We start from the raw sequence: 23,579 nt of genomic DNA, 5'->3' as shown, positions 1-23,579 counted from the left end.
CCGGCTCCTTACTACTGTGAATGGCGCCACGTCGGTGTGATGCGCACTACAGACGATATGGTGGCGCCCGTCACTGGCCGGGGTTTCCGGGAATTGTTGGGAATACTGCTCGTTGCGAACGTTTTGCGCATTGTGCTCAGTGCTTCAATGGAGCTGGACGAAAGGAGCAAGGGTGCCGCGATTCAGCAGGGTCAGTATGCGTTTCTCCACCCAAACACTTCTCCTCCAATTGGGAGTTGTCTTGCTGGTGGTTCTGCTCAGCGGTGCTGTCCACGGCTGGCTGGTCTACGAACGGATCGGCACGGAAGCCGAGAACCAAGCACTCACCCTCGCCAGGACGGTTGCCGCGGATCCGGATATCCGGGCCGGCGTCCAAGAGATCAGCAAGGAACAGGGAACGCCTCCCCGGGAGGTCCTCGCCGCCGGTCCCCTGCAGGCTGCAGCCGAAGCCGTCCGGGTCCGTACTGGTGCCTTGTTCGTGGTCATCACGGACGAAACCGGCCTGCGGCTGGCCCACCCCGAAACGGCGCGGCTTGGTGAACGGGTCAGTACCGACCCGTCCGTCGCCCTGGGCGGCGAAGAAATCACGACGCGCAACACGGGCACGCTGGGGCCTTCTGCCGGTGCGAAAGTTCCGGTCTACGGTCCAGGGGGTTCAGGAGTGATTGTTGGCGAAGTCAGCGTCGGCTATTCCGTGGAGTCCCTCAGCAACAGCCTGGCCCGCGACATCGTGCCCATTGCCCTGACCGCCGGCGGCGCCCTCCTGGCGGGCGTGCTGGCATCGTTCCTGCTCCGCCACCGCCTGCAACGCCTCACCCTGGGTTTGGAGCCCGAGGAAATCAGCACGCTGGTCCACGACCAAGTAGCAGTTCTCCAAGGCGTGGACGACGGCGTGATCGGCATCGCCGCGGATGGCCGCATCTCAGTGTTCAACGCAGCTGCCGCCAGGCTCCTGGATATGCCCGATGCCACCGGACAGGACTGGGCAAGCGCTGCCGTACCCGAACAGCTGAGGCAGCTCACCCAACCGGCAGCCCGCGATGCTGAGGCCGTGGAGATCGTTGCAGGCGGACGCGTACTGGTGGCCAGCGCGCGCAAGGCCTGGCACCGGAAGGAAGACCTCGGCTGGGTTGTCATGCTGCGCGACCGAACGGAACTGCAGCAGCTCACCCGCCAACTGGATGCCGTGGGAACCATGTCCACCGCCCTGCGTGCGCAGCGCCACGAGTTCGCCAACCAACTCCACACCATCGCCGGTTTCATGAGCATCGGACAGTACGATTCCGCCAAGGAGTACCTGGCCCGGACCTCCGCCACGGGACCATTGAAGTTCCCCGTGGAGCAGGCCGAACTCCTCCAGGACACGTATTTGCAGGCCTTTATTGGCGCCAAAGGGGTGGAGGCTTCAGAGCGCGGCGTGACCCTGCGCATCGGGCCAGAGACACTGGTCCGTGGACACGTTGCCGATCCCCAGGACGTGACCACCGTGCTCGGCAACCTGATCGACAACGCGGTGAGTGCCGCCGTCGCCGGTTCCGCCACGGAACGGTGGGTGGAAGTTGAGCTGCTGGACGACTTCCCTGACCACGACGCCACCCAGGACGGCGGCACCCTGCACCTCGTGGTGGGTGACTCGGGCGACGGTTTGGGGAGCCTGGAACCTGAGGAAGTCTTCGCCGAGGGATTCACGACGTCGGAACAACCGGTACGCTCGGGGGCTGGACAAGGTTTGGGGCTGGCTTTGGTGCGGCAGCTTGCGCGGCGGCGCGGCGGAGATGTGCGCGTACTGGAATCGGGCACCGCTGGCGGTCCGGGCGCCGTTTTCATGGCAACCATCCCCGGCGTCATGGATTCCGCAGACGCCGGTGCGGGCTCAACGGTGAGGGAGGACAGCAGTGGCTGATGATCTGAGGGTGTTGATCGTGGATGACGACTTTCACGTCGCAAGGCTCCACGCCGCCTATGTGGATTCGGTAGCCGGTTTCATGGCCCTTGCCCCGGCAGGCTCGGTATCCCAAGCCCTTCAGGCGATCCATAGCCTGCGCCCGGACCTGGTGTTGCTGGACGTGTACTTACCGGACGGCTCAGGCTTGGACCTGCTGGGCCAGCTGGACGTCGATGCCGTGATGCTCACTGCTGCCTCTGACGCGCAGTCCATCAAGGTCGCACTGCGCCGCGGCGCCCTGGGGTACATGCTCAAGCCCTTCACCGCGGAGTCCCTTTCCCAACAGCTCAGGTCCTACGCGCGGTATCGCCGGATCCTCGGCCAGCAGACCGCCGTCGATCAGACAACCATTGAACGTGCCAAGCGCTCCCTGATTCCCGGTGACGTCACGCCGGCCGCCAAACCCCGGTCCGCCACGGAAGCGGCCGTCCTGGAATCGTTGGTTGCCGGCGAGCAATACTCCGCAGCCGAGGTCGCGGAGAGGGTGGGCGTTTCCCGCGCCACAGCGCAAAGGTACCTGTCCTCGCTCGCGGACGATGGCGCCGTCGAAATCCAACTCCGCTACGGAAGCACGGGCCGCCCTGAACACCGCTACGGTGTCCCGGGCTAGCCCAAGTAAGTAGCAGGTGCCTTAGGCTGAGACGGTTCCGGACGTCCGTTCCCGGAGGAGCTTTTCGAGCAAGGTGACCGCCCGGGGCACCCCCCGGTTCAGGGTAATGAACGAGACCCGCCGTTTGCCGAGGTCCTGGACGGTGGGGCGCAACGTCACATCGAATCGTGTATCAACAGCGGTCTCGGTGCTCAGCGCAAGCCCCAGCCCCTGCGCCACGAGCCCATGGATCATGTTGAGGTCGTCCGTGCGCATGAGCTCCCGCGGCCGGTGGCCCACCAGGCTGCACGCTCTTTTCAAGACCCGGTCCGAGGCCTCATTGTCGTTCCTGCTGTGGATCCAGGCTTCGCCTTCCAGTTGCGCGAAGTCCAGCACCTCCTGGGCAGCCAATCCGCTGTTCCGCGACAGCATCACCCTGTAGGGCTCCAGCAGCAACGGCATCACAGCGAGATCCGCGGAGCCGAAGGCGGGATCGTCCGCAGCTTCGTAGATGAGCCCGGCGTGGACGTCCCCGGCAAGGAGCATCCGCACCACCTCCGTGGGCTCGGCCTCAATGACCTCAACACGTACCCGCAAGCGTTCCTGCAGTTCCGCGATAGCCGAGGGCAGCAGCCTGGATCCGATGGAGGCGAAGGTGCCCACGCGCAGGGTGACCAGGCCGGCCTCGCGCTGTTCTGCCACGAGCCGCTCGGCTTGGCCGACCTTTTCCAGGATCTGCGCAGCCTCATCCGCGAATGCCGTCCCAAGGGGCGTCAGGGTGGCGCCGCGCCGGTCGCGTTCCACAAGGCGCACATCGAGGTGGCGCTCCAGGGTATTGAGGTGGTGGGTGACCGTGGGAACCCCGTAGCGCATGGCTTCGGCGGCCTTGGTGAGGCTTCCATGCTCCCGGATGGCTAGCAGGACGCTGAGTTGCTGGAGATTGATCATCACATACTCACTATGTTGAACCGTAAGAAAACATGATATTCCCTAGATGATGTGAACTGACTAACGTTCTGGTCATGCCCTTGATTTCCCCTTCCGACGCCCAAGACGCCGCCGTCGCATCCGAATCCATTTCCGCGCTGCAGTCCACCACCCCGTACGCCGATGCACTGCGTTCCCTGGCCAGCCACGCCTGGCAGCGCCTGCACGTCCCAGCCCACCAAGGGCACGTCCACAACGCCCCCGGGGTCGCAGCCCTGGTGGGCCCGGAGGCCTTGGCACTGGACTTCCCGATGCTGTTCAGCGGCATCGATCAGCATGACTGGCGGCTCGTGTCCTCCGGACGGGAGACTCCCCTCGTGCAGGCCCAGGCCCTTGCCGCCGAAGCCTGGGGAGCGTCCAGGACCTGGTTCCTCACCAACGGCGCTTCCGGCGGAAACCACATCGCCACAACTGTAGTCCGTGCCCTCGGCAAGGAGTTCGTCGTGCAGCGCAGTGTCCACTCAAGCGTGATCGACGGCATCACCCATGTGGACCTGGAGCCGCATTTCGTGCAGGGGGCTGTTGACGCCGGACTCGGCTCCGCGCACGGAGTCACCGCTGAACAGGTTGAGGAAGCCCTGAGGGCCCATCCGGGCAGCGCAGCCGTGTACGTGGTCAGCCCCAGTTACTTCGGCGCGGTGGCAGACATCACCGGGATCAGCGCTGTGGCGCACCGGTATGAGGTTCCGTTGATCGTCGATGAGGCCTGGGGGTCGCACTTTGGCTTGCATCCTGCCCTGCCCGTCAATGCCGTCCGTGCCGGCGCAGACCTGGTCATTTCCAGTACCCACAAGGGCGCCGGCTCCCTGACCCAGTCCGCCATGCTGCACTTGGGGCACGGTCCCTATGCCCGTAAACTGGAATCCTTGGTAGACCGTGTGGTGCGCTCCTTCCAATCCACCAGCTGCAGCGCGCTGCTGCTGGCGTCGTTGGACGAAGCCCGTCGCCATCTGGTCATGGGCGGCCCGGAAATGATCGGCAAAGCCGTGGAATCCGCCGAAGCCATCCGCGCGGCGGTGCGCGCCAGCACCCGTTTCCGGGACGCCACCCCGGACATCCTGGCCAGCCCCGACGCCGTGGCCTACGACCCCTTGAAGATCGTGATCGATACCCGCGGTGCCGGGATCACCGGGACCGATGCGCAGTACCGGCTGATCCGGGACCACCGCATTTACTGCGAGCTTGCCACGCCCGCCGCGCTCCTGCTGCTGGTGGGCGCCACGGCACCGGCCGACGTTGGACGCATCCTGACGGCGCTGCACTCACTGCCCCAGGCGGAAAGCGAGCCGGAGCGGATGCGTGCGCTTCCTCCCGCTGGCGAACGCCGAATGGGCCTTCAGGCGGCCTTCTTCAGCGCAGTGGAGACCGTCCCCTGGCAGGAGGCCGAAGGCCGCATCTCCGTGGATTCACTAGCCGCCTACCCGCCGGGTATCCCGAACGTGCTACCTGGTGAAGTGCTGGGTTCGGGGTCGATCGCCTTCCTGCGTGGCACCGCGGCAGCCCCGTCCGGCTACGTCCGCGGGGCGCACGATCCAGCGCTGGATTACTTCCGGGTCGTCGCCCGCTAAAGCCCCGGCACTCCTTCGAAGCACACCACAGCTGAATCCCGCTCCTCACGGCGCGCACCTGCGTGCCGTGATCCGGCCTGCCCGGAAACAAGGAAATCCCCACCACAGGAGGACACTATGTCCGCATCAACCATCGCCCACGCCCCCCGCGACGAACTCGAACGTGGCCTGAAGAACCGGCACCTTCAGCTCATGGCCATCGGCGGCGCCATCGGCACCGGCTTGTTCATGGGCTCAGGGAAAATGATCAGCGTCACCGGGCCGGCGGTCATCTTCGTCTACCTCGTGATCGGCTTCATGATCTTCTTCGTCATGCGTGCCCTTGGCGAGCTGCTGCTTTCGAACCTGCATTACAAGACCTTCGGAGATATCGCCAAGGACCTGATCGGGCCGTGGGCCGGGTTCTTTGTCTCCTGGACGTACTGGTTCTCCTGGGTGGTGGCGTGCGTGGCGGACATTGTGGCCATCACCAGATACGTGGCCTATCTGGACCCCGGCATCCCCACATGGGTTCCTGCGCTCATCGCCTCCCTTGTGCTGATCGTGCTCAACTTCCAGCCCGTGAAGTTCTTCGGCGAGACTGAATTCTGGTTCGCCGTGGTGAAGATCGTGGCGATCGTCGGGCTCATCGCCACGGGGGTGGTGCTGCTGTTCACCGGCTTCCAGAATCCTGATACCGGCACCCACGCGTCCCTCTCCCACCTTTGGGAGCACGGCGGCATGTTTCCCTTCGGCCTCAGCGGTTTCATCCTGGGCTTCCAGATGGGAATCTTCTCCTTCATCGGCGTCGAGCTGGTGGGCACAGCCGCGGCGGAGACCGAGTCGCCCAGGAAGAACCTGCCGCGGGCGATCAATTCAATCGTGGCACGGATCCTGGTCTTCTACGTCGGTGCACTGACCATCATCATGACCATCACCCCGTGGGACCAGATCGAACCGGGCAAGAGCCCTTTTGTGACCACTCTCGCCTACGCTGGCCTGGGGATCGCCGCCCTCGCCATCAACCTTGTGGTGCTCACATCCGCGGCCTCCAGCGCCAATTCCGGACTCTACTCCGGCACGCGCATGCTTTACGGGCTGGCCAAGGACGGCCACGCCCCGAAGGGATTCGCATGGACCAACAGCCGGGGCGTGCCCGCCAAGGCGGTCTTCTTCACCAGCGTCTTCCTGTTCGCGGCCATCCCCCTGCTGTTCGCCGGGGACAACGTGGTGGCGGCCTTCACCTTCGTCTCCTCCGTCTGCGCAACCTTGGTGCTGTTTACCTGGGGCTCGATCGTTGTGAGCTTCATCCTCTACCGCCGGCGGTTCCCGGAACGCCACGCAGCCTCCGGCTTCCGGATGCCCCTGGCACGCGTGGCACCGTGGACGGTTCTGGTCTTTTTCGTCTTCATCGCAGCAACGCTGTTCGTCGGGGAGGACACCCGACTGCCGTTCCTGGCCACACCGCTGTGGTTCGTGCTGCTGGCCGTACTGTGGCAATTGAAAAAGCGCCGCCTCCAACGCGCCGGGCTGCCCCTGACTTCACCAGTGCCCGTGGTGCCTCACCCGCTCGACGACGAGCGATGAGCTGAGGCCCTGACATCGCCTCGTGATGTCAGGGCCTCAGTTGTACTTCGCAGTGCACTTGGGCGGACGGAACTTAGTCGGCGGACTTCTGCGCCACGAGCTCAATCTCCACGAGCATTTCGGGGTCGAGGAACGGCAGGACGTGCACCAGTGCCAGGGTCGGACGGATCTCGCCGAAGACCTCACCGTGCGCACGGCCGGCGTCTTCCCACTTGCTGATGTCCGTCAGGTACAACTTGGACTGGACCACGTCCTCGTAGGAGAAGCCAGCCTCCTCCAGAACGGCACCCAGCTTCTCCAGGATGTACTTGGTCTGCGAGTAGAAGTCGTCGCCAACAATCCCCGGTTGACCATCAACGACCCCGCTGGCTGCCGTAGCTGAAATGAAGAGGGTGTTGTCCACCTGGACTGCGCGGGAGTAACCAAGGGTCTGTTCCCAGACCGAACCCGTGCCGAATGTCTTGCGCATGCCGCGCCTTTCCTGTCGCTTCGCGCGGTCCGGTGACCGGCGTTTACGAAGGAAACTTTATGACTGTGGGAGGTCCAGCCGGTAAACGAACAGCTTTATGTCGGTGCCCGGGACAAACCAGTCACGGTGCGGCGCGCGGTCAAAGCCCGTACGTGCGTACAGGGCGTTGGCGCTTTCCCACGTGGCGCCCGTCGTCAGGGACACAGCCTTGATGCCGTCCATGGCCTTGGCTTGGTCGACGACGGCCTGCACCAACGCACGGCCCGCGCCGGAGCGCTGGACTGCCGGATCCACCACCAGGGTACGGAGTTCCAGCTCGTCGTCGAGGCCGATGTCCGAGAAGCCGCCACCTGCCGGTGCTGCCGTCACGGAGCCGATGACCTCGCCGTTGCGCTCTGCCACCAGGATCTCAGCGTGCTCCGCGCGGCCGGCCACGTCCTGGAGCTTCTGCAGGTATGGGTGGTCGGCGTCGCCGTAGTACCCCGCGGTGACGTAGGACTCCTGCGTAATGCGGGCAACGGCGTCGTAGTCTTCGGGCAGGGCGGGACGGACGGTAATCGGCGAAAGCACCTACCAATGGTAGTCGCGCCGCACGTGCGCACAGCGCCAAAAGCCCCTTTCCGTGATGGAACTATCAGTCGTGAACGGAACCCACGACGCCGGTTGAGGGCGTCTTGTTGATCAGATGGACAACCGACGGGGTGCTTTTGTGTTGCCTCCCATGGCGTCGGATGGAGTTCCGTTGCTCGCGGTGAACCCCGGTTTCGTGCTGTTGCGGGGACATGTCGAAACGCTGGCGCAGGGCGTGGCGGGCGTGCTTGAGTTGCCACACGGCCAATGACTGACGCCCGCACACCGTGCCGACTTTCGTAGACAGAGAACAGGAGGAACCGATGCCCACCACCGTTTTCCATGCATACGCAACGCAGGCTCACTCCTGCTGTCCATCCCGCCTTCAGAACTAGCGATCTGCACCGCTGCCCCGTCGATACCCTTGGCTCCGGGCTGCAGCGACCCTCCCGCACCTGAAAGGCTTTACATGTCCCCCGCGTCCCTCCGCGCCCAAAAACTCCCCACAACACCCCCGAACCGCCGCCACATTCTTGGCGCCCTCCTCGCAATTCCCGCCCTCGGGCTCCTGACAGCCTGCGGCGGAGCAGCAACCGCCGGCGGCGAGGCCACGCAGGCCGCACAAGTGACGGCCCCGCTGGCAACGACTGTCCCGGAAGGCACCACGCTTGTTGTGGGCGATCCCTCCGTGCAGGTCGCCCTCGAGCTCTCCGGCTTGGACAAGAAGCTCAGCTTCCCCGTGAAATTTGCCAACATCTCCGGCGGCCCCGCCACCACCGAAGCGTTCCGGGCCAACGCCCTGGATGTGGGCTCCGTGGCCGATATCCCTCCCATCCACGCCACGTGGACCGGGCTGGATGTCCGCATCGTCGCCAGCGTCTACCGCCAGGACGCCGTGAACCACCCGTTGTACGAGCTGGGTGTGGCACCCGACGCGGGCATCACGGACCTCCAAGGGCTCCGCGGCAAGAAGATCGCGTACAGCCCAGGGCAGGCACAGGGCGCCCTGGTGCTGCGAATCCTCGAGAAGGCCGGCCTGCAGCAAAGCGACGTGAAGCTCGTGGAACTCCCCAGCACCGGCGACACCTACTCCACTGCCCTGTCCAGCAAGCAGGTTGATGCCGCTCCGCTGGGAGGCGTTCAGATCAAGCGTTACCTGGCCAAGTACGGCGCCGACGGCGGAACCACGCTGCGGCACGGCCTCCGGGACGATCCCGGCCACCTCTACGCTCCGGCCAAGGTGCTGGATGATCCCGCCAAGGCTGCGGCGCTTGCCGAATACGTCGAAATCTGGGGCCAGGCCCAACGGTGGATCCAAGACCACCCCAAGGAATGGCTCCAGGGCTACTACGTCAACAACCAAGGGCTTTCCGTCGAGGATGGCCAGTACCTGATCGATGCCGCCGGCGAGCGCGACCTTCCCACGTCATGGACCGACGCGATTGCCCGGCACCAGCAGACCATCGACCTGCTTGCCCGCGAACAGAAGAAGCCTCAGTTGGACGCCGCCAAACTCTACGACCAGCGCTTCGAGGCCATCGGCGGCACGGCGTACGCTGCCGCAGCGAAGGTGGCGTAGCCATGACCACCACTGCTGCCCTCCGAGCGACGACGGTCACCGCTCCCCCGTTTAAAGGCGACGCCGGCACTCACCCGGGTGCCGCCGTCGAACCCCACCTCGACCCGAACCTCACCGGCCGCCCCGACATCCGGCCCACGAGCCGTCGCCTGGGACCTGGGAAGCGCCGGCGATTTGCAGGCCTGGTGGGTCCCGCCGCGCTGATCCTGTTGTGGGTGGTCGCCTCGGCGACCGGTTTGTTGGACCCACGCATCCTGTCCGAGCCGTGGACCGTGGTTTCAACGGCCGGCGAACTGATCGCAGATGGCCGGCTCCAGGAGAACCTGGCCATCTCGGCCCAGCGCGCTGGTTTGGGGCTGTTCTTCGGCATCGTAGTGGGAGCCGTCCTGGCCGTCCTGTCGGGCCTGAGCCGGGTGGGTGAATCCCTGATCGACGGCCCGGTGCAGATCAAGCGCGCCATTCCCGGACTGGCCCTGATTCCCCTGCTGATCCTGTGGTTCGGCATCGACGAAACCATGAAGGTCCTCACCATCACTCTGGGTGTGTTTGTCCCGATCTACCTCCAAACCCATGCCGGGTTGCGCGGCATCGACCTCCGCTACGTCGAACTGGCACAAACCGTGGGCCTGAGCCGGGCCGGGTTCATCCGGCGCGTTGTCCTGCCGGGAGCTTTACCAGGGTTCTTCCTGGGACTTCGATTCGCCGTCACCGGTGCCTGGGTCTCCCTCGTGGTGGTCGAACAGATCAACTCCACCAGCGGCATCGGCTACATGATGGAGCTCGCCCGCACCTATGGCCAAACCAACATCATCGTCCTGGGCCTGGCCGTCTACGGCGTCCTGGGTCTGCTCTCCGATGCAGCCGTCCGGCTCCTGGAACGAAAGGCATTGTCATGGCAACGCACACTGGCGGGCTAACTACGGCGCGCCCCTCCTACGAGGTCTCCGTCCGGAACCTGATTCGCAGCTTCGGACCCAAAGGTGTCCTCAACGGCGTCGACCTCGATATTGCCCCGGGCGAGTTCGTCGCCCTCCTGGGTCCGAGCGGCTGCGGCAAAAGCACCCTGCTCCGCGCCCTCGCCGGACTGGACCGCGACGTCCGCGGCAGCGGTGTGGTGAAAGTCCCGGAGCAGGTGTCCGTGGTGTTCCAGGATTCGCGCCTGCTGCCGTGGGACACCGTGCTGGGCAACGTCACGCTGGGACTCAAAGATCACGACGCCGATGCCCGCGGTCGCCGCGCACTCACCGAGGTGGGACTCGCCGGCCGCGAAAAGGCGTGGCCTCACGAACTGTCCGGCGGTGAGCAGCAACGCGTCGCCCTGGCGAGGTCGCTGGTACGGGAGCCCCGGCTGCTCCTGGCCGACGAACCCTTCGGCGCCCTCGATGCCCTGACCCGCCTGAAAATGCACACCCTCCTGAAGGAGCTCGTGGCCGCCCATCGCCCGGCGGTACTCCTCGTCACCCACGACGTCGACGAGGCCATCACACTGGCCGATCGCGTCATCGTCCTCCAAGGCGGCCGTGTCGCCTTGGAGCGCACCGCCGGAACCGCCGTCGACCATTCATCGCTGAGGGGCGAACTGCTCGAAGCCCTCGGCGTCCACGCTGCCGCCTGAAACCCCCCTTATCCGAATCAAGGAGAAACCCATGTCTGAACCCCAGCGCCACCTCCACCTCAACGCCTTCCTCATGAGCACCGGCCACCACGAAGCCTCATGGCGGCTTCCGGAAAGCGATCCCCTGTCCTCCACCAAGGTGGAGCACTACCAGCACCTGGCCCGCACGGCCGAACGCGGGAAGCTGGACTCCATCTTCTTCGCGGACTCCCCTGTCCTGTTCGGCGAAGTGGGCCGCCGCCCCGCCGGCAAGCTGGAACCCACAGTGCTGCTGACTGCCATCGCCGCAGCCACGCAGAAAATCGGGCTGATCGCCACAGCCTCCACCACCTACAACGACCCCTTCAACCTGGCCCGCCGCTTCGCGTCGGTGGACTGGGTCAGCGGCGGCCGCGCAGGCTGGAACGTCGTTACGACGGCGGGACCGGACGCCGCGCGCAACTTCGGCGTAGATGACCAACCGGCCCATGCTGTCCGCTACGAGCGGGCCGCAGAGTTCATCGAGGTGGCCCAGAAACTCTGGGACAGCTGGGAAGACGACGCCGTGCTGGCCGACAAAGCCGAGGGTGTCTGGGGCGATGACAGCAAGATCCGCGCCATCGAGCACGAGGGCAAGCACTTCCGCGTCCGCGGACCGCTCAATGTCCCGCGTTCACCGCAGGGCCACCCACTGATCGTGCAGGCGGGGTCCTCGGAAGACGGCAAGAAACTGGCCGCGCAGTACGCAGAAGCCGTGTTCACCGCACACCAAACATTGGCCGACGCCCAGGCCTTCTACACAGACCTTAAGGCGCGCACCGCTGCAGTGGGCCGTGACCCCGAAGGCATCAAGATCCTGCCGGGCATCGTCCCGGTGATCGGCTCCACGGAAACCGAAGCGCTCAAGCTTGAGCGCGAACTCGACGAATTGATCAAGCCTGAATACGCCCGGGAACAGCTGGCCAAGACGCTGCGCTTGAAGCCCGAAGACCTCCCGCTGGACCGCCAACTGCCCGCCGACCTGCCCTCGGAGGATGAGATCGAAGGAGCCAAGAGCCGTTACACCCTGATTGTGGAACTGGCGCGACGTGAGCAGCTCACCGTCCGGCAGCTGATCGGCCGCCTGGGTGGCGGGCGTGGCCACCGCACGTTCTCCGGCACGCCCGAGCAAGTTGCCGACGCCATCCAGGACTGGTTCTTTGCCGGCGCAGCTGACGGATTCAACATCATGCCGCCGGTCCTCCCCTCGGGACTGGAAATCTTCGTGGACCAGGTGGTGCCGATCCTCCAGCAGCGCGGCCTGTTCCGCACGGAATACACCGAGTCCACCCTCCGCGGACACTACGGACTCGCCCGTCCCGAGAACCGCTTCGCCGGATCCGCCGCGCAGCAGCTCACGTCCATCGGGTCGGCCTTCTGATGACCGAATACCGGAACCTTGGGCGGACCGGGGTCAAGGTCAGCCAGCTGACATTGGGAACCATGATGTTCGGAGCGATCGGCAACCCGGACCACGACGACAGCATCCGCATCATCCACCGGGCGCTGGACGCCGGCATCAACCTGGTGGACACGGCCGATGTGTATTCGCAGGGTGAGTCCGAGGAAATTGTGGGCAAGGCCCTGCAGGGACGGCGGGACCAGGTCATCCTGGCCACCAAAGTCCATGGACGCCTTGGCGAGGACGTGAACCAGGCCGGCAATTCCCGCCGCTGGATCATCCGCGAAGTCGAGGACAGCCTGCGCCGCCTCCAAACGGACTGGATTGACCTCTACCAAGTACACAGGCCCGAACCTGATACGGACATCGACGAGACACTCGGTGCCCTCAGCGACCTCGTCACCCAAGGCAAGATCCGCTATATCGGCACGTCAACGTTCTTGCCGGGCCAGATCGTCGAAGCCCAGTACGTGGCGCGGGAACGCCACCGCGAGCGGCCGGTCACAGAGCAGCCGCCATACTCGATCCTGGCCCGCGGAGCGGAGCGTGAAGTGCTCCCGTTGGCGCAGCAGCACGGGCTTGGGGTCCTCCCATGGAGCCCGCTCGCCGGAGGCTGGTTATCCGGCAGGATCCAGCCCAACGGCGGTCATCTTCCGTCGAGCCGCGCGGGACGCCAGCCGGCCCGGCACGATCCGAACCTGCCTGAGAACGCCCTCAAAACGAAGGCCGTCCTCGAGTTGACCGACCTGGCCGAGCAAGCTGGGCTGTCACTGATCCACCTCGCCCTGGCCTTCGTGCTGGAACACCCGGCAGTGACCTCGGCGATCATCGGGCCGCGTACCCTGGCACACTTGGAGGCAGCCATCGGGGCGGACAAGCTCAACCTGTCCCCCGATGTCCTGGACAGGATCGATGAGATCGTACCGCCGGGGACCACCCTGAACACGGCTGACGCTGGGTACGAGCCGGTGTGGCTGACTGACCCGGCCCGGCGTCGCCGTTCCTCTCGGTAGCGTCCCAGCGGGGCGTGTTTCAGCGCTTGGGCCAGCTCCACAGCGGACCTTCCAGTGAGCCGAGGCCCCTGATCCGGGTCTCGCCCACCTCCTTGTAAAGCTCATGCTCATGCGCGGCTCCGCTCTCCCGGAGTGCTTTGAGCAAGGCCTCCGAGTGGGTCACCACGATCATCTGGCTGTTGGCACTGGCCTGGACAATCAGTCCGGCCAGTGCCGGCATCAGGTCAACGTGGAGGCTGGTCTCCGGCTCGTTGAGGACCATGAGCTCCGGGGGCCGCGGCGTCAGCAACGCTGCGGTCAGCAGGAGGAAGCGCAGCGTCCCATCCGAGAGCTCGGCAGCCTTCATGGGCCGCAGCATGCCAGGCTGCCGCAACTCGACACTGAAGCGGCCGTCGTTGACCGCGATCTCCAGCCGGCTCCCGGGAAAAGCATGATCGACGGCGGCATCCAACTGCCGTTCGAAGCCCACTTCCCGCAGCGTCTGCAGAGCGGCCGCGAGGTCCTTGCCGCTGTGGTGCAGTACGGGTGTGCGTGTTCCGAGCTGCGCTTGCCGCGCGGGAGCCTCCGTATCTGTTCGGAAGTGGTCGTAGAAACGCCATGAACGTACCGAGTCCCGGACCCGCAGCACTTCAGGCGCCCTGTCCTGGTCCGAGACTTCCGTCAGCATGCTCTGGAAGGTGTCCAGCCGCCGGGACAACTCCGTCCACTCGCCATCCGGACCCCGCAACTTAGCGAGGCCCCCTTTGCGGTCCACCAACAGGGAACCCGGCCTTGCCACGGGACCGGAGAATATCTGTTCCCGCTTAATTTCAGGATCCAGGCTGAACGCCGAGGGGCGGGGCCGGCCGGTTTCCTGATCAAAGCCGGCACCGCTGGAGGAAGGCATGCCAAGATCAACCAAGTACCCGAAGTCGTCGCCGGAATACCCTAGTTTCAGGTTGACGGACTCCCGCCGGACCGTTCCCTGGACAGGGACGTCACCACGGCGCATGGCCTCGCTGATGGACTCGGGTCCAGCCCAAAGCGTGGAAGCCAGACCACCGTCCCGGGCCAATGAGCCCACCACATTGCCGGAATCGCCTCCGGCACACTCCGCCAGCAGCCTCAAGGCCCGGTAGAGCGAGGACTTGCCGCTCCCGTTCGCCCCGGTCACGACGTCCAAGCCATGCAATTCCATGGTGAGGTCCCGGACGGACCGGTAATTGGCGATGGCGAGCGTTGTGATCACGGTTTGATGATTACAGCGGGAATTTGCCGGACAGTTCCAAGGTGCCGGCACACATCCACGATGCAAGGCGGTCCTCGGCGGTGGGTCCGCCGTCGAGGGGGCTCTCAAGGCGCGGCCGGCGTACCCAGCAACCAGCCTCTTCAGCGATCAGTGCACCGGCGGAGAAGTCGTGCTCGTTGAGTCCGCGTTCGCCGTAGGCATCGAAGGTTCCATCTGCCACCAGGCAGAGATCCAGCGCAGCGGACCCCAGGCGCCGAACATCGGCAAAGCCTTCCATGAGCTCGGCCAAGCCGGCAGATTGGCTCGCCCGGGTCGCGGGGTCATAACTGAAGCCCGTGGCCAGGATGAGTCCTTTGCGACCCGGGACCGGTCCGGCCAGCCGTGCGGTCTCTCCGGCCGCTTCCAACCAGGCTCCTTGACCGCGGGCCGCCGAATAGACGCGCCCCAGCGCAGGCGCGTGAACGACGCCGGCCAACCAGACGCCGTCGGAATCCGCTACCGCAACAGAGGTGGCGTAGTAGACGATGTTGCGGATGAAATTGGTGGTCCCGTCAAGGGGATCGATGGACCAGCGGTAACCCGAAGGCTGTTCGGGCCTCGTGGTGCCGTGCTCCTCCCCCGTAATGGTGTCGTGGGGACGCTCTGCAAGGATGGCGTCGCGGACCGCATTCTCCGCCGCGACATCAAAGGCCGTGACCCAGTCTCCGGCCTCGCCCTTATTGCTGGTTTCCAGGCCATCGCCGCCGGTGCCGCCGACGGACCTCTGCGCGAGCACTGCAGCCCCCGCCGCGGCCGCACGTTGAGCTACGGCCAACAGCTCCGTCACGTCCGTCATTCGGAGACCGCCTCGGCAGCGTCCGCTTCGGGTGCTGCTTCAGTGTCCGCCTCAGCCTTTGCGGGCCCATTGGCAAGGAGTTCACGGAACCCGTCCTCGTCCAGCACGGGAACTCCGAGCTGCTCCGCCTTGTCCAGCTTGGTTCCTGCGCTTTCGCCGGCCACCAGGTAGCTGGTCTTCTTGGAAACAGAGCCTGACGCCTTCCCGCCACGGATGATGATGGCTTCCTTGGCTTCGTCGCGGCTGTAGGTGGGCAAAGTACCGGTGACAACGATGGTGAGGCCTTCCAGTGTCCGGGGCATGGAGGTGTCCCGCTCGTCCTCCATCCGCACACCGGCGGCAGCCCAGCTGTCCACGATCTCGTTGTGCCAGTCCACGGCGAACCACTCTTTCAGGGCGACCGCAATGGTAGGGCCAACTCCATCTACGTGGGCCATCTGGTCTTCCGTGGCGTTGCGGATGGCATCCATGCTCCCGAAAGCCGTGGCCAATGCCCGCGAAGCAGTTGGGCCCACATGCCGGATGGAGAGCGCTACCAGGACACGCCAAAGCGGCTGCTTCTTGGCTTTCTCCAACTCCCCGAACAGCTTCTCAGTGGTTGCCGTTGGCTTGGACGGGGACTTGGCCGTGCCCTTGGTGTAGAAGTACGGAACAAGTTCGTACTCGCCCGTACCCACACCCTTGGAACGCTTCTCCCTGCGGATCAGCACGTCAGCGAGGTCCTCGCGCGTCAGGCTGAAGAGTCCCGCCTCGCTGGTCAGCGGTGGCGTCACAGGCTCGGCGGGCTGAGTGAGTGCGATGGCTGCTTCCCACCCCAAAGCTTCAATATCGAAAGCACCACGGCCCGCGAGGTGGAACACACGCTCACGCAGTTGAGACGGGCACGACTTCGCGTTGGGGCAGCGGATGTCCACATCGCCTTCCTTGGCCGGCGCCAGCGGGGTGCCGCAGGAGGGGCATTCGGTGGGCATCACAAATTCCCGGACCGGTGGGACCTGCTTGTCGCGCAAGGCCAGCACGGGGCCCACGATTTCGGGGATGACATCGCCGGCCTTACGAAGGATCACGACGTCCCCGATCATGACGCCCTTGGCCTTGACCACGTCCTGGTTGTGCAGCGTAGCCATGCCCACCGTGGAGCCTGCCACTTTCACGGGTTCCATCAAACCGAAAGGAGTCACACGGCCGGTGCGGCCAACGTTGACGGCGATGTCCAGAAGTTTGGTGTGGACTTCTTCCGGCGGGTACTTGTACGCAGCAGCCCATCTGGGGACCCGGGAGGTGTAGCCGAGGGCCCGCTGGGTGGCGAAGTCGTCGATCTTGACCACGATGCCGTCGATCTCATGCGCGAGGTCGTGCCGGTGCTCGCCGTAGTGCCCGATGAACTCAAGGACCTTTTCAAAGGAGTCCAGGACCTTAAGGTACGGGCTGGTCGGCAGGCCCCATGCTTCCAGGAGCTTGTAGGTTTCGGACTGGCTCTTGGCCTCGAGTCCTTCGCGGGCGCCGATGCCGTGGACGTACATGCTCAACGGCCGTTTGGCAGTTTCTGCCGGGTCCTTCTGGCGCAAGGAACCGGCGGCTGCATTGCGGGGGTTGGCGAGGGGGGCTTTGCCTGCGGCCACGAGGGTCTCGTTGAACGCAACGAATGCCTTGGAGGGGATGAACACCTCACCCCGGATCTCCACCTCCGACGGGTATCCGGACCCGCTGAGTTCCCTGGGGATCTCTTTGATGGTCAGGACGTTGTGGGTGATGTCTTCGCCAGTGGTGCCATCGCCGCGGGTGGCCGCGCGGACCAGTTTGCCGTCCCGGTAAAGCAGGTTCACGGCAAGGCCGTCGATCTTCAACTCCGTCAGCCAAGCGATGGGCGGGACGGAATCTCCGAGCTTCGCCACAGATGCTTCTGCCTTCCGGACCCAGGCTTCGAGCTCGTCCAATGAAAAGACGTCATCCAGGCTGTACATCCGCTGCAAGTGCTCCACGGCAGCGAACGCCGAGGAGACTTCGCCGCCTACTTCCTGCGTGGGAGAGTCATTCGAGACAAGTTCCGGGTGAAGGGCTTCCAGCTCCTCCAGACGCCGGTACAGTTCATCAAATTCGGCATCGGATACCGTGGGTGAGTCTTCCTGGTAATAGGCATACCGGTACTTGCGGACGAGGTCGGCCAGTTGCTCGTACTCATCGCGCAACGACTCCGAAGGCGGAGTGCCCTCTGCTTCCACGACGGCGGCAGCCGCCTCTTCACCTGTGGTTTCTACCGGATTCGCAGTTTCTGGTGTGCTCACACGTCTATCTTGCCGCAAGCCAACGACATTATTGCGGTGCCGCTAGTGCGACGAGAGCCGGTTCTTGCTCCACAGCGCGAACGCCAGGCCTCCCAGGCCCACAATCAGCACGCCGCCCAGAATGCCGAACAGGCCCAGCATGTTGGGCCCCTCGATGGAATTGCCGGCCAACACGGCGGCCTGTGTTTCCTTGCCCTTGTCCACCGGGGTGTTCCAGTTGGAGGACTTCGACGGACTTGGGCTGGCGGAGGTGGCACTGGCGCTCGGAGCAGCCGACGGCGTCGCTGACGCCACGGTGGCCTCGGGGGTCTGGGCTGCTTCGGACGGGCTCGACGCCGGACTGGCCGGTTGGGGTGCCACCTTCACCGGGGCCTGGGTCACCGCTGGGCGTGGCGCCTCCACCGTTGGCGCCGGTGCAGGCGCATTCTGAGTTTCCCGCACCCGGGTTGGTTCCGGCTTCGGCGTCGGCTTCTTGTCCGCTTCCGGGGCCAGCGCAGGCTGCGTCGGCGACGGGTCGTCGGCCCCTTCGCTGGGAGCGCAGGAAAACTTCCCGTCGCAGGGAGCAGCGTGCGCGGCGGCAGCGGGTGCCAGGAGCAAGCCGGCAGCCAACAGAACGGCAGGGACAACGGAGTGTCGCATGAAAGTAACCTCAGTTGGGGCGTTGGGGCGTCCCGGTTTGGGGGTGTTTCGTGAAATCCTCCTACATCCCCCTGCGCTGCGGCAAATCCTAGCTCCGGTTTTCCGGCGGCATGGCGATTTGCAGCTTACGTACCTTTCCACGTCCCACGATGTATCCGCGACCCGGAATAAAGTCGGTGCTGATGCGGCCCAGGGAGGTGTTGAGGAGGCTGTCGCCCTCCACGTCCCCGGGGTTGAGCAGCAGTCCACGGCGTCCGGATTTGAACGGCTGGGCCAGGGACCAGGCTTGGGACCACGTGGACGTTTCGGACTCGCCCACCACCCACTGGTCGGCCTTGATGGCCGCCGTGACCAGGCGCCCGACACCGGATTCCGCCAACGTGTCCGTGAACTCCGTCAGGCCCTCAATGAAGATGGCCATGCTGCCGGGGTTGTCCGAGGCCTTGTCGATCAGGTCGTCCACGACGTCCGAGACCTCGTCCGGCCCCACGAGCGAGCGGCTCCAGATGTTCAATGAAGCAACAGCGGAGCGGCGTGAGCCGATGTAGATGAGGTCCGTCCGTGGGTTGGAGCGCCGCAAGGCGTAAGCCAGGGTAACCAACGCGACCGTGCGTCCGGCACCCGGAGGGCCGGCCAGGAGGAGCGACCCCTTGGCGGCGATGGCCGCCGAACCCAGCGTCTCGTCGTCGACACCAATGACGGGGTTGTCCGGAGCGCCGGCGGGCAGGATATCCAGGTCCACCAGTTCCGGAAGGCGCTGGATCTGCGGTGCCTGCTCGAGTCCCTGCCTGAGCATCGCCTGGCTGAGCTTGGCCACTTCGCGTGCCTGCAGGGCCAGGTTCGAGTTGCCGCCCAGCACGGCCAACTGGACTTCGAGACCATCCAGCAAGCCACGCCCGGGAGGCGAAGCGGCGTTGAGGACATCCTTGGGGACGTCGAGGGTCATGTAGTCGTCTTCGGAGCTGAGGCGCAGGACCAACCGCTTCTGGATGGAAGCAAGGAGCGACGCCGGAACGGAGTTGGTGCGGTCACCGCTCACTACCAGGTGGATACCCAGGGGACGGCCGTCAGTGGCCAAGGTCAGGAAGATGTCCCACAGCGCGGACAGCTTGCTGTACTCGTACCCTTCGCGGAAGGAGGACATGCCGTCCACCAGGATGAAGATGCGCTTCTCGTCCGGCCGGTTGGCCAGCTGACGGTATTCGACAATCGTGGAGGCCCGTACCTCCGCGAACCGGGCTGCCCGGTCGTCGGCTACTTCCTTGAGCCAGCGCAGCAGGCGGCCCACGCGTTCGACGTCGTCGCCGTTGATGATTTCGCCAACGTGCGGAAGGCCGTCCAGCATCTTCAGGCCTGATGACCCGCAGTCGATGCCATACACGTGCACGGGACCACCGCGGGGCGTGACCGCCGCGGCGATGGCGATGCTGCGCAACGCCGCCGACTTTCCGGATCCACCCGTTCCGTAAACGGCCATGTTGCCGTCCTTGTCCGGTTCATAGAACACGGTGGGCTGGTCCTGGTGCGCGGGATCGTCGGCGACACCGAGCAGGAGCCGCTCGTCCGTCCGCGGGTTGGGGAGCTTGGAGAAGTCGTAGGTGGTCGCGAGCTCGTTGAGCCACGGCTTCCGGGGAGGCTCGATGGACAGGACGTCGGCTGCGCGGATGATGTTTCCGGTCATCCGGGCAATGTCGTTCGGTCCCGCCGGCTCTTCCTCAACTTGGGCCACCAGCGGCGGTTCCCAGGTAGGACCGGAGCCGAAAGCCATCTCCACGATGTCGATCCGGGGACGCTGCGGCTTGTCCGTGGTCCAGCCGCCGGCGTAACCGGTTTGGAAGCCCTGGATGCGCCCTGGTCCAGTCTTCGCGGCGCCGCGGCCCGGGATGGAGGGGTCAAAGTAGGCCGCGGTGGGCACGCCCAGGATGTCGGTTGCGTCCACTTCATCGGCCATCCGGAGCGCGACGCGGAGGTTGGTGTTGGCACGCAGGTTGTCCTTGATGACACCGGCAGGGCGCTGGGTGGCCAGGATCAGGTGCAGGCCCAATGAACGTCCACGGGCAGCGACGTCCACCACGCCGTCGACGAACTCGGGAACCTCGGTAGCCAAGGCCGCAAATTCGTCCACGATGATGATCAGGTAGGGCGGCGCCTCAGGATCGGCTTCACGTTGGAGCGCCAGCAGGTCCTTGGCCTTTTTACGGTTCAGGAGCCGTTCACGGTAGTGCAGTTCCGCGCGCAGGGAGGTCAGGGCCCGGCGGACCAGGTGCGGGGACAAGTCCGTCACCAAGCCCACGGTGTGCGGCAGGTGCAGGCAGTCAGCGAAGGCCGCGCCGCCCTTGTAGTCCACGAACAGGAAGCTGACCCGGTCCGGGCTGTACGCCGCGGCCATGCCCATCACCCAGGACTGGAGGAACTCGGATTTGCCGGCACCGGTGGTTCCGCCCACCAGCGCGTGCGGTCCCTCGTTCTTGAGATCCAGGTAGAACGGCTCCACGCCCTTGGAACCCACCAGGGCACGGAGGCTGCCGTTGTCCTTGCGGTTGGGTACCGCTGTTGCGTGGACGGAGTTGTTCTCCTGCCAGCGCTCCGCCACAGCCTGCGGATTGTCCATGAGCTCCTTGCCGATCAAGGTGGCATAGGAGACGGCCCGCGGGAGGTCGGAGTCGTCGTCGAGCGGGTTTCCGACGTCCACCAGCGGCGACATCATGCGGGCCAGTTGCGTGGCCAGTTCCGCATCGAGGCTTTCGCAGCTCACCGGGTAGGTGTGGCGGCCCAGACGGACCTGGCCTGTGGTGGTGCCGTGGTCGCCGTCGACGGAGAGGAAATCACGGCACGCCGCCGGGAGGGACTGCACGTTGGCGGCAACCCACATAACGTGAACGCCGTAATCGGGTCCGCGTTCCACCAAGCGCGTGAGGCGTCCGCGGTCCACGGGAGCATCGTCCTCGACGATCACCAAGACAGCCGGAACCACGGGGCCGGGGATTTCTTCGTGCTCGTCCTTGAGTCCGGGCCGCGGCTGCGGGCCTGGCTCCTTCGCCATGGATTCGCGCTCTTCCACCAGGTTTTCGAGGCGGGACAGCAACGCGGCACCGGCTCCGGGACCTGCGGCGAGGTGGTCGCCGGACAGCGGACTGTGGCCTGAACCGACGTGCGGGAGCCACTGCAGCCAGTCCCAGCGTTCACGGGAACGGGCAGAGGTCAGAGATGTCAGGACAACCTCGGCCGGCGAGTGGAGGCCTACCAACTGGAGCACCATGCCCCGGGCAACGTCGTCCACCACGCTGCGGTCCCCTGCCACGCCGAACGAACCCGAGGTCCGCAACTGCGAGACGATCGGTACGCCGCCGATGACGCGGACCTCCCGCAGGCAGTCCTGGATTTCCCTCATGTATTGGGGTTCGGTCTCGTTGGCGCCAGGCTCGTCAAAAGGAATCCGCGACGGCGCGGAGCCCAGCCCGAACCGGACACCCAGGAAGTGCTGGTGCTCAGGCCGGTTGGTCCACAGGAGCGGACCAAGCTTGTAGATCGCGTCGACGGTGTCGCTCACGGAAGGTGCTTCCTGCAGCCTGACGGCCCGCTCAATATTCTGCTGCCGGTCGATGTCCTCGCGGAACGCCAGCATGGACGCTTTGAACTGCTTGTGGCCTTCCTTTGCCTGGCGCTTGCTCTGCATCTTGTGGTCCACATAATGGCCCACGATGAACAGCGGCATCATGGCCATAAAGAGGACCGAGAGCAGGTTTTGGGTCACGGCGAAGAGCACGCCGCCCATCAGGAGCGGCGCCACCAGCATGATGTACGGGAACGGCTGGTGCTCAGGTCGCTTGGGACCGGCCGGCGGCACGCGTTTGGGAGACTCGAACCTCGGCAGGACACGCGGTGACCGGTTGAAGTCCACCAATGGCGACGACGGGCCGCCGCTGTGGTTCCGCGACAAGGCAACCACTCCCACGGTGGTGTCGCCCAGTGTCACGGTGTCCGAGGATTGCAGGGTTGCCCTCGTGACGGGCAACCCGTCCATGAGGAGGCCGTTGGCGGAGTTCGTATCCACGATCTCCACGGTCTCGCCCACAGTGACGCGCGCATGGCGCTTGGAGGTCAGTGGGTCGGAGAGACGGATGTCGGCGTCGCGGTCCCGGCCGATGTAGCTGGTGCCGAAAGGCAGCGAAAATTCGCGTCCGACGTCGGGCCCTGACATCACGCGCAACGTCGCCGCTGCCGGTCCCCTGTTGGTGCCGGCCGCGTGTCCGTTCGATGCGAACTGCTCGCTCACCTGCGCGAGCGAAACCTTGGAACCGGGCCGCAGCCCGGACTCGAGCAGGTTGTCGGTGGGCCTCAGGACGTGGCCGGACAGGCCTCCGCCAACAAACGCTTCGTCCACGCTGATGGACAGGTTCGACGGCGGCTCGGTCCCCTTGCGTACGGGGTCCGCAGCCCAAAGCTCCGTGGCAATATCAGCAACCGTGGCACGACCATCCACCGTTACGGCGAGGTCCTTTGCTTCCGCAGGGTCGCGCCGCAAGGTCAGGCGAAACTTCATCCTTCGTCGACTCCAGTCATTTTTTCAAGGAGGTGCAGGTCGGCCGGTGTCACCAGGTGCGATGTCACGGCATGCTCCACCAAGCGTGCGCGGCGATTCGTGGCGAGCTTCCCTGCACCACCTCGCAGCCCAACGACGCCGACGCGGTCCAGTTTGTCGCACACGTTGTCCAGCTTGCGGTTGAAACGGGTCAACGCCCAGCCGAGCCGCTTCGCAGCCTCCGCAGAGGAAGGTATGGCGCTGAAGCCCGTGCCTTCGCGTCGCAGCATCGGTTCAGCCAAGGCAACGATGAGGGCCTTCTGCGAGTCGGTGAACACCACGGGGCCGATGGTGGTGTCCCCCGCTTGGTCCTCGTCACGGGCCTCGTGCCTGAAGGAGGGCGTCTTCAAATGGACAGCGAACTCGTAGGTGGTGGGGCCGGCGGTGAAAATGACGTTGGTATGGCTGAACACCAGCGGGATCCGCGCACCGGGCGCAAGCCAGGCCTGCATCCCGCCGGAACCGTCCGCAATGGTGGCAGAGAGCATGCTGCCCACGTTGCTGAGCCACCACATACCGTCGTAGCGGGCAATCTGCAGGAAGCGTCGGTGCAGGTAGGGGTTGTCGTCCACCTCCAGGTCACCTTCACGGCCGATGTCGAAGATGTCCTCGTCGGATGGTTCGTACCATTCCCCACAGAAATCTATTGTTAGATCCCCCATGATCTGTGCCTCCTCAGTCGGCAGTAA

At 65.2% G+C, this 23,579-nt stretch carries 18 protein-coding genes; 9 read left to right on the top strand and 9 right to left on the bottom strand.

From position 1 onward, the window contains the following. Nucleotides 1-196 precede the first annotated feature (196 nt). Both LN996_RS05775 and LN996_RS05770 read left to right on the top strand, forming a co-directional pair. Complete coding sequence (locus LN996_RS05775; protein ID WP_231339499.1) at nt 197-1,903, top strand: sensor histidine kinase; 1,707 nt, start codon at nt 197-199, stop codon at nt 1,901-1,903. Continuing rightward, a complete protein-coding gene (locus tag LN996_RS05770) occupies nt 1,896-2,555 on the top strand; it encodes a response regulator (RefSeq protein WP_231339488.1) in 660 nt (219 codons plus the stop codon). The genes LN996_RS05775 and LN996_RS05770 overlap by 8 nt, the downstream gene beginning before the upstream one ends. 21 nt (nt 2,556-2,576) lie before the next feature. Here LN996_RS05770 and LN996_RS05765 read toward each other — a convergent pair whose 3' ends face one another. Beyond that, entirely contained in the window at nt 2,577-3,482 is a 906-nt protein-coding gene (locus tag LN996_RS05765) for a LysR family transcriptional regulator (RefSeq protein WP_231339498.1), read from the bottom strand. Nucleotides 3,483-3,556: 74 nt separating this feature from the next. Between LN996_RS05765 and LN996_RS05760 the strand changes: the two genes are divergently transcribed. Both LN996_RS05760 and LN996_RS05755 read left to right on the top strand, forming a co-directional pair. Further along, nucleotides 3,557-5,089: an aminotransferase class I/II-fold pyridoxal phosphate-dependent enzyme gene (locus LN996_RS05760; RefSeq protein ID WP_231339487.1), complete on the top strand. Its 1,533-nt coding sequence runs from the start codon at nt 3,557-3,559 to the stop codon at nt 5,087-5,089. Nucleotides 5,090-5,206: 117 nt separating this feature from the next. Continuing rightward, nucleotides 5,207-6,655: an amino acid permease gene (locus LN996_RS05755; RefSeq protein ID WP_231339486.1), complete on the top strand. Its 1,449-nt coding sequence runs from the start codon at nt 5,207-5,209 to the stop codon at nt 6,653-6,655. 73 nt (nt 6,656-6,728) lie between these two features. Here the strand turns inward: LN996_RS05755 and LN996_RS05750 are convergent, their stop codons facing one another. Both LN996_RS05750 and LN996_RS05745 read right to left on the bottom strand, forming a co-directional pair. Further along, on the bottom strand, nt 6,729-7,124 hold the full coding sequence (locus LN996_RS05750; RefSeq protein ID WP_231339485.1) for a RidA family protein: 396 nt from the start codon (nt 7,122-7,124) through the stop codon (nt 6,729-6,731). Between the two features lie 57 nt (nt 7,125-7,181). Beyond that, entirely contained in the window at nt 7,182-7,694 is a 513-nt protein-coding gene (locus tag LN996_RS05745; RefSeq protein WP_231339484.1) for a GNAT family N-acetyltransferase, read from the bottom strand. 469 nt (nt 7,695-8,163) lie between these two features. Between LN996_RS05745 and LN996_RS05740 the strand changes: the two genes are divergently transcribed. Genes LN996_RS05740 through LN996_RS05720 form a run of 5 tightly spaced genes read left to right on the top strand, consistent with a single transcriptional unit; the run spans nt 8,164 to nt 13,321 of the window. Beyond that, nucleotides 8,164-9,273, top strand: a complete 1,110-nt coding sequence (locus LN996_RS05740; RefSeq protein ID WP_231339483.1) for an ABC transporter substrate-binding protein — start codon at nt 8,164-8,166, stop codon at nt 9,271-9,273. A 2-nt stretch (nt 9,274-9,275) separates the two neighbouring features. Further along, entirely contained in the window at nt 9,276-10,190 is a 915-nt protein-coding gene (locus LN996_RS05735; protein WP_231339482.1) for an ABC transporter permease, read from the top strand. Continuing rightward, nucleotides 10,166-10,888: an ABC transporter ATP-binding protein gene (locus LN996_RS05730; protein ID WP_231339481.1), complete on the top strand. Its 723-nt coding sequence runs from the start codon at nt 10,166-10,168 to the stop codon at nt 10,886-10,888. Before LN996_RS05735 ends, LN996_RS05730 begins: the two co-directional genes overlap by 25 nt. Before the next feature lie 31 nt (nt 10,889-10,919). After that, nucleotides 10,920-12,287 (top strand): LLM class flavin-dependent oxidoreductase, encoded by a 1,368-nt coding sequence (locus tag LN996_RS05725; RefSeq protein ID WP_231339480.1) that lies wholly within the window; start codon nt 10,920-10,922, stop codon nt 12,285-12,287. Beyond that, the gene (locus tag LN996_RS05720; protein WP_231339479.1) at nt 12,287-13,321 is read left to right on the top strand and encodes an aldo/keto reductase; all 1,035 of its coding nucleotides are present in this window, start codon (nt 12,287-12,289) and stop codon (nt 13,319-13,321) included. The genes LN996_RS05725 and LN996_RS05720 overlap by 1 nt, the downstream gene beginning before the upstream one ends. Nucleotides 13,322-13,340: 19 nt before the next feature. On the opposite strand, the gene LN996_RS05715 is transcribed toward LN996_RS05720, so the two are convergent. From LN996_RS05715 to LN996_RS05690, 6 genes are all read right to left on the bottom strand, one after another. Then, nucleotides 13,341-14,549 carry an AAA family ATPase gene (locus LN996_RS05715; protein WP_231339478.1) on the bottom strand — a complete coding sequence of 403 codons (1,209 nt, stop codon included), beginning with the start codon at nt 14,547-14,549 and terminating at the stop codon, nt 13,341-13,343. Nucleotides 14,550-14,559: 10 nt separating this feature from the next. Further along, nucleotides 14,560-15,384 carry an inositol monophosphatase family protein gene (locus tag LN996_RS05710; RefSeq protein WP_231339477.1) on the bottom strand — a complete coding sequence of 275 codons (825 nt, stop codon included), beginning with the start codon at nt 15,382-15,384 and terminating at the stop codon, nt 14,560-14,562. After that, entirely contained in the window at nt 15,381-17,669 is a 2,289-nt protein-coding gene (gene ligA, locus LN996_RS05705) for an NAD-dependent DNA ligase LigA (RefSeq protein WP_231339476.1), read from the bottom strand. The genes LN996_RS05710 and ligA overlap by 4 nt, the downstream gene beginning before the upstream one ends. A 42-nt stretch (nt 17,670-17,711) precedes the next feature. Next, the gene (locus tag LN996_RS05700) at nt 17,712-18,308 is read right to left on the bottom strand and encodes a hypothetical protein (protein ID WP_231339475.1); all 597 of its coding nucleotides are present in this window, start codon (nt 18,306-18,308) and stop codon (nt 17,712-17,714) included. Between the two features lie 88 nt (nt 18,309-18,396). Beyond that, nucleotides 18,397-22,851, bottom strand: a complete 4,455-nt coding sequence (locus LN996_RS05695; protein WP_231339474.1) for an FtsK/SpoIIIE domain-containing protein — start codon at nt 22,849-22,851, stop codon at nt 18,397-18,399. Continuing rightward, nucleotides 22,848-23,552 (bottom strand): hypothetical protein, encoded by a 705-nt coding sequence (locus LN996_RS05690; RefSeq protein ID WP_231339473.1) that lies wholly within the window; start codon nt 23,550-23,552, stop codon nt 22,848-22,850. Before LN996_RS05690 ends, LN996_RS05695 begins: the two co-directional genes overlap by 4 nt. Between the last annotated feature and the right edge of the window lie 27 nt (nt 23,553-23,579).

Source organism: Arthrobacter sp. AK01, assembly GCF_021109375.1.
Classification (GTDB): Bacteria; Actinomycetota; Actinomycetes; order Actinomycetales; family Micrococcaceae; genus Arthrobacter.
Note: the sequence above shows the minus strand (reverse complement) of the source record. Positions and strands in the feature narration are given on the sequence as shown.

Coding starts and splice junctions, on each gene's coding strand:
- LN996_RS05740 (WP_231339483.1), top strand. CDS start 8,164: ATGTCCCCCGCGTCCCTCCGCGCCCAAAAACTCCCCACAACACCCCCG.
- LN996_RS05755 (WP_231339486.1), top strand. CDS start 5,207: ATGTCCGCATCAACCATCGCCCACGCCCCCCGCGACGAACTCGAACGT.
- LN996_RS05700 (WP_231339475.1), bottom strand. CDS start 18,308: ATGCGACACTCCGTTGTCCCTGCCGTTCTGTTGGCTGCCGGCTTGCTC.
- LN996_RS05690 (WP_231339473.1), bottom strand. CDS start 23,552: ATGGGGGATCTAACAATAGATTTCTGTGGGGAATGGTACGAACCATCC.
- LN996_RS05725 (WP_231339480.1), top strand. CDS start 10,920: ATGTCTGAACCCCAGCGCCACCTCCACCTCAACGCCTTCCTCATGAGC.
- LN996_RS05760 (WP_231339487.1), top strand. CDS start 3,557: ATGCCCTTGATTTCCCCTTCCGACGCCCAAGACGCCGCCGTCGCATCC.
- LN996_RS05720 (WP_231339479.1), top strand. CDS start 12,287: ATGACCGAATACCGGAACCTTGGGCGGACCGGGGTCAAGGTCAGCCAG.
- LN996_RS05775 (WP_231339499.1), top strand. CDS start 197: ATGCGTTTCTCCACCCAAACACTTCTCCTCCAATTGGGAGTTGTCTTG.
- LN996_RS05765 (WP_231339498.1), bottom strand. CDS start 3,482: ATGATCAATCTCCAGCAACTCAGCGTCCTGCTAGCCATCCGGGAGCAT.
- LN996_RS05750 (WP_231339485.1), bottom strand. CDS start 7,124: ATGCGCAAGACATTCGGCACGGGTTCGGTCTGGGAACAGACCCTTGGT.
- LN996_RS05710 (WP_231339477.1), bottom strand. CDS start 15,384: ATGACGGACGTGACGGAGCTGTTGGCCGTAGCTCAACGTGCGGCCGCG.
- LN996_RS05735 (WP_231339482.1), top strand. CDS start 9,276: ATGACCACCACTGCTGCCCTCCGAGCGACGACGGTCACCGCTCCCCCG.
- LN996_RS05730 (WP_231339481.1), top strand. CDS start 10,166: ATGGCAACGCACACTGGCGGGCTAACTACGGCGCGCCCCTCCTACGAG.
- LN996_RS05695 (WP_231339474.1), bottom strand. CDS start 22,851: ATGAAGTTTCGCCTGACCTTGCGGCGCGACCCTGCGGAAGCAAAGGAC.